This is a genomic window from Agromyces selenitireducens (assembly GCF_052748465.2).
In genome coordinates, this window is sequence record NZ_CM188259.1 from 205,768 (window position 1) to 221,359 (window position 15,592).

Annotated in this window: 18 protein-coding genes; 11 read left to right on the forward strand and 7 right to left on the reverse strand. The window is 74.0% G+C overall.

Translation table 11 applies throughout. The features are described from left to right. Positions 1-95 precede the first annotated feature (95 nt). Complete coding sequence (locus ACULK4_RS01000; RefSeq protein ID WP_445964061.1) at positions 96-713, forward strand: Rho termination factor N-terminal domain-containing protein; 618 nt, start codon at positions 96-98, stop codon at positions 711-713. An 18-nt stretch (positions 714-731) separates the two neighbouring features. Here ACULK4_RS01000 and ACULK4_RS01005 read toward each other — a convergent pair whose 3' ends face one another. Beyond that, complete coding sequence (locus ACULK4_RS01005; RefSeq protein ID WP_445964062.1) at positions 732-1,562, reverse strand: alpha/beta fold hydrolase; 831 nt, start codon at positions 1,560-1,562, stop codon at positions 732-734. Positions 1,563-1,783: 221 nt separating this feature from the next. On the opposite strand from ACULK4_RS01005, the gene ACULK4_RS01010 reads away from it, so the two are divergent. Then, on the forward strand, positions 1,784-2,554 hold the full coding sequence (locus tag ACULK4_RS01010) for a polyprenol monophosphomannose synthase (RefSeq protein ID WP_445964063.1): 771 nt from the start codon (positions 1,784-1,786) through the stop codon (positions 2,552-2,554). A gap of 2 nt (positions 2,555-2,556) precedes the next feature. On the opposite strand, the gene ACULK4_RS01015 is transcribed toward ACULK4_RS01010, so the two are convergent. Beyond that, the gene (locus tag ACULK4_RS01015; protein WP_445964064.1) at positions 2,557-3,342 is read right to left on the reverse strand and encodes an SDR family NAD(P)-dependent oxidoreductase; all 786 of its coding nucleotides are present in this window, start codon (positions 3,340-3,342) and stop codon (positions 2,557-2,559) included. A 217-nt stretch (positions 3,343-3,559) separates the two neighbouring features. Here ACULK4_RS01015 and ACULK4_RS01020 point away from each other — a divergent pair, with 217 nt between their 5' ends. The 7 genes from ACULK4_RS01020 to ACULK4_RS01050 all read left to right on the forward strand — a co-directional run bounded on the left by ACULK4_RS01020 (position 3,560) and on the right by ACULK4_RS01050 (position 8,566). After that, positions 3,560-4,033, forward strand: a complete 474-nt coding sequence (locus ACULK4_RS01020) for a hypothetical protein (RefSeq protein ID WP_445964065.1) — start codon at positions 3,560-3,562, stop codon at positions 4,031-4,033. Between the two features lies 1 nt (position 4,034). Then, positions 4,035-4,385 (forward strand): hypothetical protein, encoded by a 351-nt coding sequence (locus ACULK4_RS01025; protein WP_445964066.1) that lies wholly within the window; start codon positions 4,035-4,037, stop codon positions 4,383-4,385. An 82-nt stretch (positions 4,386-4,467) separates the two neighbouring features. Then, complete coding sequence (locus ACULK4_RS01030) at positions 4,468-5,259, forward strand: MTAP family purine nucleoside phosphorylase (protein WP_445964067.1); 792 nt, start codon at positions 4,468-4,470, stop codon at positions 5,257-5,259. Beyond that, complete coding sequence (locus tag ACULK4_RS01035; RefSeq protein WP_445964068.1) at positions 5,256-6,377, forward strand: NAD-dependent epimerase/dehydratase family protein; 1,122 nt, start codon at positions 5,256-5,258, stop codon at positions 6,375-6,377. The genes ACULK4_RS01030 and ACULK4_RS01035 overlap by 4 nt, the downstream gene beginning before the upstream one ends. Next, complete coding sequence (locus ACULK4_RS01040) at positions 6,374-7,057, forward strand: glycosyltransferase family 2 protein (RefSeq protein WP_445964069.1); 684 nt, start codon at positions 6,374-6,376, stop codon at positions 7,055-7,057. The genes ACULK4_RS01035 and ACULK4_RS01040 overlap by 4 nt, the downstream gene beginning before the upstream one ends. 76 nt (positions 7,058-7,133) lie before the next feature. Then, positions 7,134-7,766 (forward strand): TIGR04282 family arsenosugar biosynthesis glycosyltransferase, encoded by a 633-nt coding sequence (locus ACULK4_RS01045; RefSeq protein ID WP_445964070.1) that lies wholly within the window; start codon positions 7,134-7,136, stop codon positions 7,764-7,766. Beyond that, entirely contained in the window at positions 7,763-8,566 is an 804-nt protein-coding gene (locus tag ACULK4_RS01050; protein ID WP_445964071.1) for a class I SAM-dependent methyltransferase, read from the forward strand. The genes ACULK4_RS01045 and ACULK4_RS01050 overlap by 4 nt, the downstream gene beginning before the upstream one ends. Here ACULK4_RS01050 and ACULK4_RS01055 read toward each other — a convergent pair. Continuing rightward, positions 8,461-8,901, reverse strand: coding sequence for a hypothetical protein (locus ACULK4_RS01055; protein WP_445964072.1), 441 nt, complete (start codon positions 8,899-8,901; stop codon positions 8,461-8,463). The genes ACULK4_RS01050 and ACULK4_RS01055 overlap by 106 nt on opposite strands. Beyond that, a complete protein-coding gene (locus ACULK4_RS01060) occupies positions 8,898-10,085 on the reverse strand; it encodes a molybdopterin-dependent oxidoreductase (RefSeq protein WP_445964073.1) in 1,188 nt (395 codons plus the stop codon). The genes ACULK4_RS01055 and ACULK4_RS01060 overlap by 4 nt, the downstream gene beginning before the upstream one ends. 146 nt (positions 10,086-10,231) lie before the next feature. Between ACULK4_RS01060 and ACULK4_RS01065 the strand changes: the two genes are divergently transcribed. Both ACULK4_RS01065 and ACULK4_RS01070 read left to right on the forward strand, forming a co-directional pair. Continuing rightward, positions 10,232-11,671, forward strand: a complete 1,440-nt coding sequence (locus ACULK4_RS01065; protein WP_445964074.1) for a hypothetical protein — start codon at positions 10,232-10,234, stop codon at positions 11,669-11,671. Between the two features lie 193 nt (positions 11,672-11,864). Further along, complete coding sequence (locus tag ACULK4_RS01070; RefSeq protein ID WP_445964075.1) at positions 11,865-12,395, forward strand: methyltransferase family protein; 531 nt, start codon at positions 11,865-11,867, stop codon at positions 12,393-12,395. Here the strand turns inward: ACULK4_RS01070 and ACULK4_RS01075 are convergent. The 3 genes from ACULK4_RS01075 to ACULK4_RS01085 are packed head-to-tail and all read right to left on the reverse strand — an operon-like array spanning position 12,361 to position 15,517. Next, positions 12,361-13,464: a lactonase family protein gene (locus ACULK4_RS01075; protein ID WP_445964076.1), complete on the reverse strand. Its 1,104-nt coding sequence runs from the start codon at positions 13,462-13,464 to the stop codon at positions 12,361-12,363. The genes ACULK4_RS01070 and ACULK4_RS01075 overlap by 35 nt on opposite strands. Then, the gene (locus ACULK4_RS01080) at positions 13,461-14,747 is read right to left on the reverse strand and encodes an alpha-hydroxy acid oxidase (RefSeq protein WP_445964077.1); all 1,287 of its coding nucleotides are present in this window, start codon (positions 14,745-14,747) and stop codon (positions 13,461-13,463) included. Before ACULK4_RS01080 ends, ACULK4_RS01075 begins: the two co-directional genes overlap by 4 nt. Further along, a complete protein-coding gene (locus tag ACULK4_RS01085; protein WP_445964078.1) occupies positions 14,741-15,517 on the reverse strand; it encodes a FadR/GntR family transcriptional regulator in 777 nt (258 codons plus the stop codon). Before ACULK4_RS01085 ends, ACULK4_RS01080 begins: the two co-directional genes overlap by 7 nt. Positions 15,518-15,592: the final 75 nt, after the last annotated feature.

The following is a 15,592-nucleotide window of genomic DNA, read 5'->3' on the forward strand; positions in this document are numbered from 1 at the left end:
CCGCCCTCGCTCATGGCCGGCCGCGCACGCGCGGCCGCGAACCTGCGCGCTACGATGCAGCGAGACGCAGGACCGTGATGACCGGAGGTGCGACGATGGCGCGCAAGAAGTCCGAGAAGAAGGCCAAGGCCGCGAAGCAGGATGCCGCTGCCGAGGCCGAGTCGGCCGCGAAGGCCGCCCGGAAGGCTGCCGCCAAGGCGCTCGATGCGGCGAAGGCCGCCGTCGCCGAGGCGGCGCGACTCGCCAAGAAGGCCGACAAGGCCGCACGCGCGAAGGCACGCGACCTCGAGCAGAGCCTCGCGAAGCTGCGCAAGCGCGGCGCCCCCGAGGTCGACGGCGAGCCGACGCGGGCCGAGCCCGCCGACATCTCGCCCGAGGCCGCGACCGAAGCGGCCCGCGAGGCGGCGGACGACGCGGGCAAGCCCGCGCCGGCGAGCAGGCCCGCGCCCGCGGCGAAGAAGCCCGCAGCGCAGAAGCCCGCGCCCGCGAAGAAGCCCGCAGCGCAGAAGCCCGGGCCCGCGAAGAAGCCCGCGCCGCAGAAGCCCGCAACCGCGAAGAAGCCCGCGCCCGCGAAGAAGTCCGCCGCCGCGGCATCCGCCGACGAGCTCTCGAAGAAGACCGTCGCCGAGCTGCGCGCGCTCGCCAAGGAGCGAGGCGTCGCCGGCTACTCGCGAATGCCGAAGGCGCAGCTCATCGACGCGCTGCAGCGCTGACGGTCGAGTCGGCGCCCGTCACGAGCCGAGGAATGCCAGCAGCGCCGCGTTGACCTCGTCGGCGTGCGTCCAGAGCAGGCCGTGGGGTGCGCCATCGATCTCGACGTACTGCGCGTCGGGCAGCCGCTTGGTGAACTCGCGCGCGGTCGCGTCGATGGGCAGGATCCGGTCGGCGGTGCCGTGCAGGATCAGCGTCGGCACGTCGATCCGCTCGATGTCGCCGCGGAAGTCGGTGAGCCAGGTGTCGACGCACGCCGACGCCGCGTACCACGACGCCTGCGCGGCGGTCGCCCAGCTGCCGCGCACGGCCGCCTCCGAGATGCGCGAGCCGAGGTTCTCGTCGAGGTTGTAGAAGTTCTCGAAGAAGCCGTCGTACCAGGCGAATCGGTCCGCCTCGGCCTGCGACCTCAGCCCGTCGAACTCGGGCGCGGCGCCGGCCGGGTTGTCCTCGGTCTGCCGAAGGTACGGCTGCAGCGAGCCGAGGAACGCGGCCCTCGCGATGCGATCGCTGCCGTGGGCGCCCAGGTAGCGGGCGACCTCGCCCGTGCCCATCGAGAAGCCGACCAGCGTCACGTCGGTCAGCTCGAGCGCGTCGAGCAGCGTCTTGAGGTCGCCGGCGAACGTGTCGTAGTCGTACCCGGTGGTCGGCTTGCCCGACCGCCCGAACCCGCGGCGATCGTAGGTGACGACCCGGCGCCCGGCGGTCAGCAGCGCGCGCTGCTGCTTCTCCCACGACTGCCCGTCGAGCGGGTAGCCGTGGATGAGCACGACCGGCCGGCCGGACCCGTGGTCCTCGTAGTAGAGCTCGATCGGTGCGGAATTCTCGGTTCCCACTTCGATGTACGGCATGCGTTCCCCCCTGGTCGCTCGTCACGTGTCGGGCAAGTCCACCATCCGGCGGATGCCGCGGCAAGGCCCGGCACGGGCGGGTGCCATCCACAGGAGGACCTGCTAGGAGCGGGCGCGTCGTCCCCGGATCCGGGTGCATCCGCCCGCTCCCCGCGCATTCGGCCCGAAGCGGGAGCGCCGGTACGATTCCACTCGTGCCGTCGCGACCTGAGGAGCAGCGCATGACCGGGCCGCTGGTGGTGATCCCGACCTACAACGAGCGCGACAACCTCGCGGAGATCGTCGCGCGCGTCCGTGCGGCGGTGCCGGCGGCATCCGTGCTCGTGGTCGACGACAACTCGCCCGACGGCACCGGCGACCTGGCCGACGAGCTGGCGCGAGCGGATGCCGCGGTGCACGTGCTGCACCGCGCCGGCAAGGCGGGCCTCGGCGCCGCGTACCTCGCCGCGTTCGACTGGGCGCTGTCGCGCGGCCACGACCCGGTCGTGCAGCTCGACGCCGACGGGTCGCACCTGCCCGAGCAGCTGCCGCAGCTGCTCGAGGGCCTCGAGTCGACGGATGCCGCGGGCCGGCCCGCCGACGTCGTCATCGGGTCGCGCTGGGTGCCGGGCGGCGCGGTGGTGAACTGGCCCGCGCGACGCATCTGGCTGTCGCGGGCCGGCAGCGCCTATTCGAGGTGGATGCTGCGGCTGCCGGTGCGGGATGCGACAGCGGGGTACCGGGTCTTCCGCGCGGAGGCGTTGCGCGCGCTGCACCTCGAGGAGGTGCACACGCGCGGCTACGTCTTCCAGGTCGACATGACGTGGCACGCGGCGATCGCCGGCCTGCGCATCGTCGAGGTGCCGATCACGTTCGTCGAGCGCGAGCGCGGGCGATCGAAGATGAGCGCGGCGATCGTGCTCGAGGCGATGCTGCGCGTGACGCGGTGGGGCCTGGCGCTGCGCTTCGGGCGCCGCGTCGGCGCCTCGCGATCTCCCAGCCGCGCCGCGTAGCGTCAGCGCCGCTCTTCGGCGACCGTGTTCCCGCCGTCGACGGTGACCAGTTGCCCGGTCACGTACGACGCGCCCGGGCTCGCGAGCCACGCGATCGCCGACGCGACCTCGTCCGGCCGGCCGCTCCGGGCGACGGGCACGAGCATCCCCTCCTCGGCCTCGCTGGGCAGCTGGCTCGCGGTCGCGATCCAGCCGGGTGCGACGGCGTTCGCGGTGATGCCCGAGAGGGCCTCGTCGACGGCGAGTGCGCGCACGTACCCGAGCATGCCGGCCTTCGCGGTCGCGTAGCCGACATCGCCCTTGGAGGCCATGAGCGGACCGGACACGCTCGAGACGCAGATCACCCGGCCCCAGCCGAGATCGCGCATGCCGGGCAGCATGGCGCGCGTGAGGAGGAACGCGGTGGTGAGGTTCATCGCGAGGCCGGCGTTCCAGTCGGCGAGCGTCATCGTGCCGTCGCCGTGCAGCATCTCGGGGTCGCCCGTGACGACCATGCCCGCGTTGTTGACGACGATGGAGGGGCGGATGCGGGCCCTCGCGAGCTTCGCCGCCAGGTCGTCGACCTGCTGCTCGTCGTCGAGCCGCGCCACGAACGCGGTCGCGGTGATGCCGTCGCGGCGGAGCTCCTCCGCCCGCTCGTGCACGCGATCGCTCGTCGCGGTGAGGACGATCCCGGCGCCCAGTTCGCCGAGCGCCCGCGCCGCGGCGAACCCGATGCCCTGTGCGCTGCCGGCGCCGCTCACGATGGCGACGCGTCCGTCGAGGTTCCACATCGAGGGGAGGTTCATGGCGTCATCGTAGGCATGCGAGCGGCTCGTGCGGCAGGTCCGATCGTCGGGAATCGGCTTCGTGGCGATCACGCGGCGGCGGCGAACGCAAGGGGTTGGGCACGGATCGCTGCCCGGCGTAGCCTCATCGCGAGGGGGCGGCCGGCACGGCCGTCGTCCGCGTGAGCCGCCCGCACGCCGTCCGCACCATGGGTGCTGAAGAAGGAGGAGGGACCGCATGACGAAGACCCGGACCGACCGCGACGCCCGCCGCGACGCCAAACGCGCCGTCAAGCAGGCCGAGAAGGCCGGCAAGGAGACGAGCAAGCTCGCCTCGTCGCTGCCGGAGCCGGCGAAGTCGAAGGTGAAGGCCGCCGCCAAGGTCGAGCAGGCCCGCATCGGCGACGCGAAGAAGGCGGCATCGCACCGCCCGTACGCAGCGAAGCGAGTCGCTCGACGCTCGTCGGCACGGCTCGAGCGCGTGTCCGTCCGCTACGGCACTGCCGGGGGGAGGGCGTCGTCGACCGGCTCGCCGAAGAAGGGCTCGAAGGCGAGCACGATCAAGCAGCAGCGCGCGCAGGTGAAGCAGCCGTCGAAGATGGCGATCTTCAGCGGGTTCCGCACCCTCTTCACCTCGATCACCACGCCCACCGACCAGGAGCGCGCGCGCAAGACCGCCAAGGAGCGGGTGCGCCGGATGAAGCGAGCCTGACATGGCCACACGACTGAACGAGACCGCGCTGCGGCACGCGCGTTCGCTCGTGCGCGACGGCAAGGTCGTGCGCGACGAACGCGACGATTGGAGCGAGCACGCGCCGAGCGCCGACGACGAGAACCGGTTCGTCGACGAGGAGGGCTGGACGGAGTTCCGCCACTGGCACCTCGGGATCGACGACGACGAGAACGACGAGACGAAGGGCGCCTACTCGTTCCCGTACGGCGACTTCTCGAAGGTGCACCGCTGCGCGGTCATCTCGCTCGAGAGTCGCGCCGGCCAGTACGACCACGACGAGATCCGCGACGCCGCGCGGAAGCTCCTGGAGCTGATCGACGAGGGCGACTGACCCCGACGCAGCGATCGTCGCGTCACCGGATCGTAAGGAACCTCCTCGATCCGGCGCAGCGGGGGACGGGCAGGGTTGAGCCATGGAGACGGTGGGGGTCATCGGCGGCACCGGGCTGGCCGCGCTGATCGACGGTGCGCCGCGCGAGCACGCGACGCCGTTCGGCGCGGCGACGGTGACGACGGGCGAGCTCGGGGGCCGCGCCGTGGCCTTCCTCGCCCGGCACGGCGACGGGCACACCATCCCGCCGCACCGGATCAACGCACGCGCCAACGCGTGGGCGCTCGCCGACCTCGGCGTGCGGGCCGTCGTCTCGACCGCGGCCGTGGGGTCGCTCCGCGCCGAGTTCCCGACCCAGTCGTGGGCGATTCCGGATCAGCTGCTCGACCGCACCTGGGGGCGCGCCGACACCTTCTACGACGGATCCCTCGTGCGGCACCTGCCGTTCGCCGAGCCGTTCTGTCCCGAGCTGCGTCGCTTCGCGGTCGAGGCGGTGACGGATGCCGCGCCGCGTGCCACCGTCGCCGTGATCCAGGGTCCGAGGTTCTCCACGCGCGCCGAGGCATCCGTGCTGCGAGACGCCGGAGCCGACCTCGTGAACATGACGCTCTGCCCCGAGGTCGCGCTCGCCGCCGAGCTCGGCATGGGCACGGTGACGCTGTGCCTCGTGACCGACACCGACACCGGGCACGTCGACGACGACCCCGACGCGGTCACCGCCGAACTCGTGTTCCGCCGCCTCGCCGAGGCGCGGCCGCGCGTGCTCGCGTCCCTCGAGCGCATCGTCGCCGCGATCCCGTCGGACTACGCGCCGCGGCCGCTCATCGACGATGAGGCGATCGCGCACGTGCTCGCCCTCCCGGTGGCGCGATGACGATCCTCGTCACGGGCGGCGCCGGGTTCATCGGCGGGGAGGTCGTGCGGCTCGCGCTCGAGCGGGGCGAGCCGGTGCGGGTGCTCGACTCGCTGCGGCCCGACGTGCACGCGGCATCCGCTTCCGAGCCGGAACGACTGCCGGACGGGCTGCCGGACGGCGTCGAGCTCGTGCGCGGCGACGTCCGCGATCCGGCGCTGGTCGACCTCGCACTCGCCGGCGTCGGCGTCGTGTTCCATGAGGCGGCCAAGGTCGGCCTGGGCGTCGACCTGCAGGACGCGCCCGATTACGCGGCGACGAACGTGCACGGCACGGCCGAGCTCGTCGCGGCGATGGCGCGCGCGGGCGTCGGCCGGCTGGTGCTCGCGTCGTCGATGGTCGTCTACGGCGAGGGTGCCTATCGCGATGCGGAGGGGCGGCGTCGCCGGCCGGCTCCGCGCACGGTCGCCGACCTCGACGCCGGGCGGTTCGAGCCGCGCGACCCCGAGACGGGACATCCGCTCGCCCCGGACGTCGTCCACGAGGACGACGCGCTCGACCCGCGCAACGTGTACGCGCTGACCAAGCTCGCGCAGGAGCACCTCGCCGCGGCCTGGGCGCGCTCGACCGGCGGTCGGGCGGCGCTGCTGCGGTACCACAACGTCTACGGGCCGCGGATGCCGCGCGACACTCCCTATGCCGGTGTCGCGGCGATCTTCCGCTCGTCGCTGGCCCGCGGCGAGGCGCCCCGCGTCTTCGAGGACGGCGCACAGCGCCGCGACTTCGTGCACGTGACGGACGTCGCGGCCGCCAACCTCGCCGTGGCCGCCGCGCTCGACGACCTGCCCGCCGGTACGGCACGCGCGTTCAACGTCGGCTCCGGCACCGTCACGACGGTCGGCGAGCTCGCGCACGAACTCGCCCGCGCGATGGACGGCCCCGACCCGGTCGTCACGGGGGAGTACCGGCTCGGCGACGTGCGCCACATCACCGCGTCATCCGCCCGAGCGCGCACCGAGCTCGACTGGGCGCCGCGCGTGCCGCTCGCCGACGGGCTCGCGGAGTTCGCGGCCGCGGGTGCGGGTGCGGGCGACCGCGCGGGCGCCGCCGGCACGGGTCCGGCGGAGGTGCCGCGATGACGGGCGGGCGGATGCCGCAGGTGCACGTCGACCTCGTGCTGCCGTGCCTCGACGAGGAGCGCGCGCTGCCGTGGGTGCTCGATCGACTGCCCGACGGCGTGCGCGCGATCGTGGTCGACAACGGCTCGACGGACCGTTCGGCCGACGTCGCGCGCGAACACGGGGCGACCGTCGTCACCGAGCCGCGCCGGGGGTTCGGTGCCGCCGCCAACGCCGGTCTCGAGGCGGCGACCGCGCCGTTCGTCGCGTTCTGCGACGCCGACGCGTCGCTCGACCCCGCCGAACTGCCGCGGCTGCTCGGTCCAGTCGAACGCGGCGAGGCCGACCTGGTGCTCGGCCGACGACGGCCGACGGCCGGGTCGGCGTGGCCCGTGCACGCGCGGTTCGCCAACCGCGTCCTCGCAGCCCGGATGTCGCGCCGCACCGGCACGCGCCTGCACGACCTCGGGCCGATGCGCGTCGCCGAGACCGCGCGCCTGCAGGCCCTCGGCATCCGCGACCGGCGGAGCGGCTTCCCGCTCGAGATGGTGCTGCGAGCCGCGGCCGACGGATGGCGCATCCTCGAGCTGGACGTGCCGTACCTGCCCCGCGAGGGTCGGTCGAAGGTGACCGGCACCGTGCGCGGCACGTTCACGGCGATCGCCGACATGTCGCGCATCTTCGCGGAGGTGCGTCCGTGAGCGGCGAGATCCGGCCGGCCGGCGCGGTGGCCCGGGCGGTGGCCGTGGCCGTGGCCTCGGCGGCAGGGGGCCGCCGATGACCGCCGTCGCCGTGATCGCCAAGGAGTGCCGCCCGGGTCGCGTGAAGACACGGCTGACCCCGCCGTTCACGCCCGAGGAGGCCGCCGCACTCGCTTCGGCAGCGCTCGACGACACGCTCGAGGCCGTCGCGGCGCTGCCCGTCGACCACCGCGTGCTCTACTACGACGGCGACGCGGTACCCGAGGCCGCGCTGGGCTTCGAGGTGCTCGCGCAGTCGCCCGGCGAGCTCGACGAGCGGCTCGCACGCCTCTTCGACGCGATGGACGAGCCGACGCTGCTCGTCGGCATGGACACCCCGCAGCTGACGGCCGGTCATGTCGCCGCGGCGCTCGGCGTCGGCGACCCGGATGCCGCCGTCGAAGCCTGGATCGGGCCTGCCGCCGACGGCGGCTTCTGGGCGCTCGCGATGCGCGAGCCCGACGGTGCGCCGATCCGCGGCGTGCCGATGTCACGCGACGACACCGGGCGGCGGCAGCTCGAGCGGCTCGAGGCGGCCGGCCTCGCCGTCGGACTGCTCGGCGAGCTCACCGACGTGGACACGGTCGCCTCAGCGGCATCCGTCGCCTCGGTCGCACCGGGCACCCGGTTCGCCCGGCTGCATCGCGAGCTCACCGGGGGCCTGCGATGACCGGCCCGGGCGCAACCGCGCACGTCGGAGTGCCGCGCGAGCACGCCGGCTTCGGTGCCGGTCGGGGCGAGCCGTACGTGCGACTCCTCGAGGGCCGGGCCGAGGCGGCCCTGTCGCTCCGCAGCGCGGACGGCTCCTCGCACCGGCTCGACGCCGCGAGCTGGGTGGGTCCCGCCGGCGACGCCGACCTGACCGTGCTCGACCGGGCAACGGGTCCCCTGCTCGACGTCGGCTGCGGGCCAGGGCGGATGCTGCACGCCGCCGACGCCCGATCGCTGCCCGCGCTCGGCATCGACGTCATGCCGCACGCGGTCGAACGGGCGCGACTGACAGGCGGGCTCGCCCTGCAGCGCTCGGTGTTCGACCGGCTCCCGCTCGAGGGACGCTGGCAGAGCGTGCTGCTCATGGACGGCAACATCGGCATCGGCGGAGACCCGCGCGCGCTGCTCCGTCGCTGCGCCGAGCTCATCACCGGCCGCGGACAGGTGCTCGTCGAGGTCGACGCCGACCCCGAGCTCACGGTGGTGGACCACCACTGCACGCTCGTCGATGCGGACGGCCGCGAGAGCTCGCCGTTCCCCTGGGCGCGCGTCGGCCGGTCGGCGATCGTGTCGCTCGCCGCCGGCGCGGGCCTCGCCGTCGCGGAGCACTGGGATGCCGCGGGGCGTCACTTCGTGCGGGCGACGCGCTCAGCTCACGCGGCTCGCTCCGCGCGGCGCACCGCCGTGCGCGAGACGCGCAGCGCGATCCCGGCGACCACGATCAGCACCGCCCAGATGACGGCGAGCGCGATGCCGTAGGACCCGACGAGGATCGTCGGGTTCGGATTGCCGAGCGTCGACGCGACGAGCGCCGGCACCGCGACCGCCGTGAGGATCGCGCCGACGAGCAGCGCGCCCTGCGCCACCGCGACACCGCGATCGCCCAATCCGAACCGCTCGCGCACCTGCGCCGCGCCGAGGCCGACGGCCACGACCACCGGCGCGACCACGCCGTCGTGCAGCAGGATCGCCGCGCCCACCCACACCGCGACGCCGAGCCAGCGCGACGGCGCGACCTCGGTGAGCAGCAGGAACCCGCCGAACGCGGCGAGCCCCAGCCCGGCCGCGATCAGGATGCCGCGCGCCGCCCTCATGCCGTCACCTCGATCCGTCGCAGCCACTTCGTCTGCATCACGCCCGGGCGTGCGGGAGCGATCACGCGCGCCGGGTAGCCGTGGTCGACGTGCAGCGTGCCGCCGTTCAGCTCGAGCGCGATGAGGGTGAGCGGGTCGCGCGCGTACTCCGGCGGCATCTCGGTCCGCGCGAACGCGCCGCGCTCCTGCAGGCTCTCGAAGCGCAGCGGCGTCGTCGGCTCGGCGGCATCCACCTCGGCGAGCAGGTCGACGAGGCGCACGCCGCGCCAGGTCGCCGACTGGCTCCAGCCCTCCACGCAGGCGATCGGCAGCACCTCCTCCGACTGCGGGAGCGCTCGCAGGTCGTCGAGCGTGAAGTCCCGCGAGCCCGCCGGCGTCGCGACCGTGAGCACCCAGTCGGGCGCGACGGCCGTCTCGGTCACACCGGCCTGCGCGGCCGTCCGGTTGATCGGCAGCCCCTGCGGGCCGACGCCCATGCGGCGCGGCGCGAGCACGTTGAGCGGTGCGAGCGCGGGCACCGACTGGCCCGCGGTCAGGGCGACGGCGGATGCCGCGGCCGCGCCGACCGCGCCGAGGAATCCGCGCCGCGACACGAACCGCCCCGCGGCATCCGCTCGGTCGCCGGGCTGTCGTCGCCACACGCGGACGATGACCGGCAGCTTCACGCCGAGGTGGATCGCGAGCGCGCCGATCAGCACCCACGCGAGGGCGAAGTGCGTCGCGCGGAACGGGAACGGGAACACGTACCACTGCACGAGGTTCAGCAGGCCGATCGTGACCTCGACGAGCGAGACGCCGACGAGCACCGCGATCGACGCGCGCTCGAGGAAGTGCCCCACCGACCGCACCGGCGGCCAAGTGAACAGGCGCGGGTACACCGTCCACAGCTTGGCGAGCAGCAGCGGGACGGCGATCGTGCCGCTGATCACGTGGGCGCCCTGCGTGACCCGGTAGAGCTCCACCGGCCGGGTGGGCAGGGGTACCCCCGGGATCGGGTCCTGCAGCACATGGCTGAACAGTCCGGTCGCGAAGCACACGAGGAACGCCGCGCCGAGGAGCCGGCCGACGACGACGGTCGTGCGCGGCGACTTCACGGGATCCGATGCGGTCGAGCCCGCGCTGCGCGCGAGCGGCTCGAGGCGCTCGGCGATCCGCGCTGACGCGCGTTCCGTGAAGCCGGCCATGCCTCCAGTGGAGCACGACCCGCCGGCCGGCGGGAGTGCCCGGACCTTACGGTTCGGCGACGCGCACCGAGCGCTCGGCCCGCGTTCCGCGTTCCGTAACCTGTCCACCCCTACGCTCGCTCGCCCGTGCTCCGTAGTCTCGGAGGGTGCCCACCGAACCCGTTCGATCGTCCGACGATGCCGCCGCCGAGGCATCCGGATCGGCGCGTCACGATGCCGGGCTCCGGGTCTCGGACGGAGAGACCCGCGGGCGGCGCGGGCGGATCCTCGCTGCGGCGGTGCCGTGGATCGGGCTCGGCATCGCGCTCGGCCTGATCCCGCTCGCGATCATCGTGCCGCCGCTGCTCGGGCAGGACATGAATATCCGCTCGTTCCCGCCGCTGCATGCCGAGTGGATGCCGCGGCTCGGCCCGGGCTCGGCGCCCGCGCTCCTGCTGGCGGTGCTCGCTGCGGCGTACGGCCCGGCGCTCGCGCGTCGCCTGCGTTGGGGGGCACTGCTGGCGGTCGCCTACGCGGCCGGGGTCGCGTGGATGGTGAGCCTGGCGACGGTCGACGGGTGGGACGGCATCGGCGCCGTCCTCGAGCACCCCTACGAATATCTCGGCACTGCACGGGAGGTCACCGACTTCCCGGCGACGCTGCGCGACTACATCGCGCACATCCCCCTCGACTCCGAGGACAACTGGCCCGTGCACATCGCCGGGCACCCGCCGGGGGCGCTGCTGTTCTTCGTGGTGCTCGTCCGCCTCGGCCTCGGCGGCGGCCTGGCCGCCGGCCTCGTCGTCCTGCTGCTGGGTGCGACCGCCGCGATCGCCGTCCTCGTGCTCTTGCGGCGACTCGGCGCCGAGGAGATGGCGCGGCGCGCTGCGCCGTTCCTCGCCATGGGACCCGCGGCGATCTGGTTCGCGGTCTCGGCCGACGGCATGTTCGCCGCCGTCGCCGCGTGGGGCCTGTGCGCGCTCGGGTTCGCCGCCACCGCCCGGACGACGGCGCCGATGGCGGGATGGAGCCTCCTCGCCGGCCTGCTGCTCGGCTACTGCGTGATGCTGTCGTACGGGCTGCCGCTGCTCGGCATCCTCGCGGTGACGGTGCTCGTGATCGGCCGGGACTGGCGGCCGATGCCGATCGCGGCAGCGGCAGCGCTCGCCGTGGTGCTCGGGTTCTGGGCATTCGGCTTCGCGTGGTGGGAGGCGTTCCCGGTGCTCGTCGAACGCTACTGGGACGGCGTCGCGAGCCGCCGGCAGTTCACGTACTGGTGGTGGGCGAACCTCGCGGCGCTGGCGATCAGTGCCGGACCGATGGTGGGCGCGTCCGTCGCGATGGCAGGTCGCGGGGCGGCGTCATGGCGATCCCTCGGCGCGGGCGAGCGCGTGATCGTGCTGCTCGCACTCGGCGCCGTGCTGACGATCGCCGCAGCCGACTCGTCCCAGATGAGCAAGGCCGAGGTCGAGCGCATCTGGTTGCCCTTCGTCCCGTGGCTGCTGCTCGGCACGGCACTGCTCTCCGAGCGGTGGCGGCGGTACGGCTTCGCCGGGCAACTCGGGTTCGCGCTCGTCGTGCAGCACCTGCTGGTCACGAGCTGGTGAGTCGACGCCGGCGCGGAGTCCGGCCCGCTCCCGAACCCCGCATCGGCGGTCGCGCGTCGCGGGTCGCGGTCGCGTGTGAATGGGTGATTCTCCCGATGCCGCGGCCGGACGCGGTCGCTAGCATCGGGCTCATGGGCATCGCAGTGCTCGGCGCAGTGGCGGGGTCGCTCCCGCGGGAACCGGCGCGCGCGTCATGAGGTGGAACCTCGCCCGGCGGGCCCTGGCGGCCTACGAGAACCTCCCGCTCCCCGCAGGGTCGGCGATCGGCGCGGTCCTCGTGCTCGTGCTCGAGCACGCGCGTCCTGCGCCGATTCCCGGCCGGCCGGCGGTCCACCGAGCGGCAGGATCCGCGGCGCTCGCCGCGGGCTGCGCACTGAACGCGTGGGCGCTCGCCGAACGTCGCCGTCGGACCGCCGGCGCGTTCCAGCTCGAGCAGCCCGAGTCGATCGTCGCCACCGGGCCGTATGCGTTCAGCCGTCACCCGATGTACTTCGGATGGTGGCTCATCCACCTCGGCATCGGCCTGCTGCGCGGGTCCCGGTGGATCGCCGCCACGCTGCCGGTGGCCGTGCTCCTCGAGCACTTCGGCGGCTCGATGGTGGAGGAACGCGAGCTCCGGCACCGGTTCGGGGCGGAGTACGCGCGGTACGCCGAGCGGGTGCCGCGCTACGCGGGCCTTCCGCGACGGGTCAGTCGAGCGGCAGCACGCACGTCGGCGACGTGAGCTCGAGCACCCGGCGCGCCGCGCCCGTGACGAGGTCGACCTCGACGAGCGCGTTCCCCTCCTGCGCGGCGATCACGACCGTGCGGTCGTCGAGGTGCGCGTGGTGGCGTGGCCACGCAGCGCCGATCGGGTGCTCGGATGCCAGGCGCGGGCGCGCGGCATCGGCGCCGCCCTGAGGCCCTCGAAGGGTCGCGTCGAACACGCTCACCGAGTCGCGGCCGCGGATCAGCGCCGTGAGCAGCCGGCCGGACGGGCTCGCGTCGAGGTGCGACGGCTGCACGACGTCGTCGGCCCTCGCGGGCGGCCGCACGACCGCCGGTTCGGTGCCGGCCGCGCGGGCGGTGGCCGCATCGACCTCGAACGTGTGCAGCAGCCCGTCGAGTTCGCCGATGACGTGCAGCAGCCCGCCGCGCACGAGCATGTGGCGCGGCCCGGTGCCCGGGGCGACGTCGATCGTGCGGGTGATGCGGAGCGCCGGCGCCGCGGCATCCGCGCCGCCCTGAGCCTCTCGACGGGTCGCCGTGCCCGCCGTACCCGCCGACTCGGCGACGAGCTCGTGGATCGCGTCGCCGCCGAGGTCGCTCACGAGGTGCGTGCCCCACGGGGTGGGCACGAGCTGGTGCGCGTGCGGGGCGTCCTGCCGGTCGGCGACCGGCCCCGTGCGGTGGGGCAGTGGCAGGGTGACCGGCCGCCCGAGCGCGCCCGCCGCGTCGAACGGCACCGCCGTGACCGACCCGCCGCCGTAGTTCGCGACCAGCAGCACGCCGGATGCCGCGTCGACCGTCACATGGCACGGGTGCGCCTCGCCGTGCTCGACCGAGTCGACCAGTTCGAGCGCGTCGCCGTCGATGCGGAAGCTCGCGACCGACCCCGACGCGTCCTCGGCGACGGCGAAGATCAGGTCGCCCGAGCGCGCGACGAACGACGGGTTCGACGTCGTCGCCGACGCGACGATGCGCCACTCGCCCGCCTCCGAACGTTCCGCGAGGTGCAGGCCGGGTGCCGGTCCGTCGGGAGTGTACGACCCGAGGGCGAACCGTCGCGTCGCGCCGGCGGCGGCCGCGGTCACAGCTGCACCGGCATCCGCTCGGCCACCGCCTCGGCCGCCAGCGCCGTCGGCCGGGCGACCGGCACGAGACGGGTCAGCTGCGTCACGTGCTTCGGGGTGAGCTCGTCGAGCGTGGCGACCTCGAGCAGCTTCATGGTGCGCACGATCTCGCTGCGCAGGATGTCGATCGTCCGGTCGACGCCGCGGCGGCCGCCTGCCATGAGGCCGTAGAGGTAGGCACGGCCCACGAGCGTGAAGCGGGCGCCGAGGGCGACGGATGCCACGATGTCGGCGCCCGACATGATGCCCGTGTCGAGGTGCACCTCGAGGTCGCTCCCGACTTCGCGGACGACGTCGGGCAGCAGCAGGAACGGCACGGGCGCGCGGTCGAGCTGGCGGCCGCCGTGGTTCGAGAGGACGATGCCATCGACGCCGGTGCCCGCGAGGAGCCTGGCGTCCTCGACGGTCTGCACGCCCTTGACCACGATCTTGCCCGGCCAGATCTCGCGGATCACGTCGAGGTCGGCGAACGAGATCGTGGGGTCCATCGCCGAGTCGAGCAGCTCGCCGACGGTGCCGCCCGTCGACGAGAGCGACGCGAACTCGAGCTTCGGCGTCGTGAGGAAGTTGATCCACCACGCCGGCCGCGGGAGCGCGTTGACCACGGTGCCGAGCGTGAGCTGCGGCGGGATCGAGAAGCCGTTGCGCTTGTCGCGCAGGCGCGCGCCCGCGACGGGCGTGTCGACCGTGAAGAAGAGGGTGTCGAATCCGGCAGCGGCGGCGCGCTCGGCGAGGCCGTACGAGATCTCGCGCTGCTTCATGACGTACAGCTGGAACCAGTTGCGGCCGTTCGGGTTCGCGGACTTCACGCCCTCGATCGAGGTCGTGCCGAGCGTCGACAGCGTGAACGGGATGCCGGCCGCGCCCGCGGCGGCGGCTCCGGCCTCCTCGCCCTCCGTCTGCATCATGCGGGTGAAGCCGGTCGGGGCGATGCCGAAGGGCAGCGCGCTCGTGCCGCCGAGCACCTCGCGGGTCGTGTCGACCTCGGGGACGTTCCGCAGGATCGACGGGTGGAACTCGATGTCGAGGAACGCCTGGCGCGCCCGCGCGAGCGAGATCTCGGCCTCGGCCGACCCCTCGGTGTAGTCGAACGGCGCCTTGGGCGTGCGGCGCTTGGCGATGTCGCGCAGGTCGGCGATCGTGAGCGCCTTCTCGAGTCGACGGTCGGTGGGGTTCAGGGTCGGGCGCTTGAACTTCATGAGCTCGGCGAGCTCGCGCGGGTCGGGGAACTGGCGCTTCACCATCGTGGGTGCTCCTCGGGGGTGCTCGGCGCGGCCATGGCGCCATCTGGGGCGGTCTCGGCGTAGTACGCCGAGATGTGGTCGTGGATGCGGCTTCGGGCCGCCGCGGCATCCGCTGCCCTGATGGCCTCGACGACGCCGCGGTGCTCGGAGCGGAGTCGTGCGGACGTGACGGGCCAGTCGGCGATGCGATCGAGGCCCGCGAGCGCGTACCCCTCGATGCCGCTGCGCAGTCCGGCCATGGTCGCGGTGACGACCTGGTTGCCGGATGCCTCGGCCAGGGCCAGGTGGAAGGCGGCGTCGAGCGCGAGGAACTCGGCAGGGCTCAACGCGGGGTCGTCCATCGCGTCGAGCAGCCGCTCGGCGGTGCCGAGATCGGGTCGTGGGTCGCGAGCGGATGCCGCCGCGAGGGCACCCGCGACGTGCGCCTCGAGCACGAGCCTGGTCGCGACGATGTCGGCGACGGGGAACCCGGCCGCGGCGACCTGCAGGCGCATGAGCGCGCTCATGCCGCCGCCGGGCGTGGCGATGATGATCGCACCCGCGTTGGGGCCCGAGCCCGCGTGGGTGCGGATGAGGCCGAGCACCTCGAGGACCCGCAGCGCCTCGCGCACGCTCGAGCGGCCGACGCCCAGGTCGGCGGCGAGCTGGCGCTCGCCCGGGAGACGGTCGCCGGGCGAGAGCTCACCGTCGAGGAGCTGCCGCTCGACGTGCTCGAGCACCGCCTGCCAGGCGCGGGGCTCGATCGAGCGGGCGGATGCGTCGTCGCCCATGCCGTCTCCTCGTCACGCCACTGTGGTCTGACCACAGGGTACCAGATGTGGTCAGACCACAGCGCGGTGAGCGGA

Excerpts from the sequence above, each read along its gene's own strand:
- ACULK4_RS01000 (WP_445964061.1), top strand. The coding sequence starts at position 96 with ATGGCGCGCAAGAAGTCCGAGAAGAAGGCCAAGGCCGCGAAGCAGGAT.
- ACULK4_RS01005 (WP_445964062.1), bottom strand. The coding sequence starts at position 1,562 with ATGCCGTACATCGAAGTGGGAACCGAGAATTCCGCACCGATCGAGCTC.
- ACULK4_RS01010 (WP_445964063.1), top strand. The coding sequence starts at position 1,784 with ATGACCGGGCCGCTGGTGGTGATCCCGACCTACAACGAGCGCGACAAC.
- ACULK4_RS01015 (WP_445964064.1), bottom strand. The coding sequence starts at position 3,342 with ATGAACCTCCCCTCGATGTGGAACCTCGACGGACGCGTCGCCATCGTG.
- ACULK4_RS01020 (WP_445964065.1), top strand. The coding sequence starts at position 3,560 with ATGACGAAGACCCGGACCGACCGCGACGCCCGCCGCGACGCCAAACGC.
- ACULK4_RS01025 (WP_445964066.1), top strand. The coding sequence starts at position 4,035 with ATGGCCACACGACTGAACGAGACCGCGCTGCGGCACGCGCGTTCGCTC.
- ACULK4_RS01030 (WP_445964067.1), top strand. The coding sequence starts at position 4,468 with ATGGAGACGGTGGGGGTCATCGGCGGCACCGGGCTGGCCGCGCTGATC.
- ACULK4_RS01035 (WP_445964068.1), top strand. The coding sequence starts at position 5,256 with ATGACGATCCTCGTCACGGGCGGCGCCGGGTTCATCGGCGGGGAGGTC.
- ACULK4_RS01040 (WP_445964069.1), top strand. The coding sequence starts at position 6,374 with ATGACGGGCGGGCGGATGCCGCAGGTGCACGTCGACCTCGTGCTGCCG.
- ACULK4_RS01045 (WP_445964070.1), top strand. The coding sequence starts at position 7,134 with ATGACCGCCGTCGCCGTGATCGCCAAGGAGTGCCGCCCGGGTCGCGTG.
- ACULK4_RS01050 (WP_445964071.1), top strand. The coding sequence starts at position 7,763 with ATGACCGGCCCGGGCGCAACCGCGCACGTCGGAGTGCCGCGCGAGCAC.
- ACULK4_RS01055 (WP_445964072.1), bottom strand. The coding sequence starts at position 8,901 with ATGAGGGCGGCGCGCGGCATCCTGATCGCGGCCGGGCTGGGGCTCGCC.
- ACULK4_RS01060 (WP_445964073.1), bottom strand. The coding sequence starts at position 10,085 with ATGGCCGGCTTCACGGAACGCGCGTCAGCGCGGATCGCCGAGCGCCTC.
- ACULK4_RS01070 (WP_445964075.1), top strand. The coding sequence starts at position 11,865 with ATGAGGTGGAACCTCGCCCGGCGGGCCCTGGCGGCCTACGAGAACCTC.
- ACULK4_RS01080 (WP_445964077.1), bottom strand. The coding sequence starts at position 14,747 with ATGGTGAAGCGCCAGTTCCCCGACCCGCGCGAGCTCGCCGAGCTCATG.
- ACULK4_RS01085 (WP_445964078.1), bottom strand. The coding sequence starts at position 15,517 with ATGGGCGACGACGCATCCGCCCGCTCGATCGAGCCCCGCGCCTGGCAG.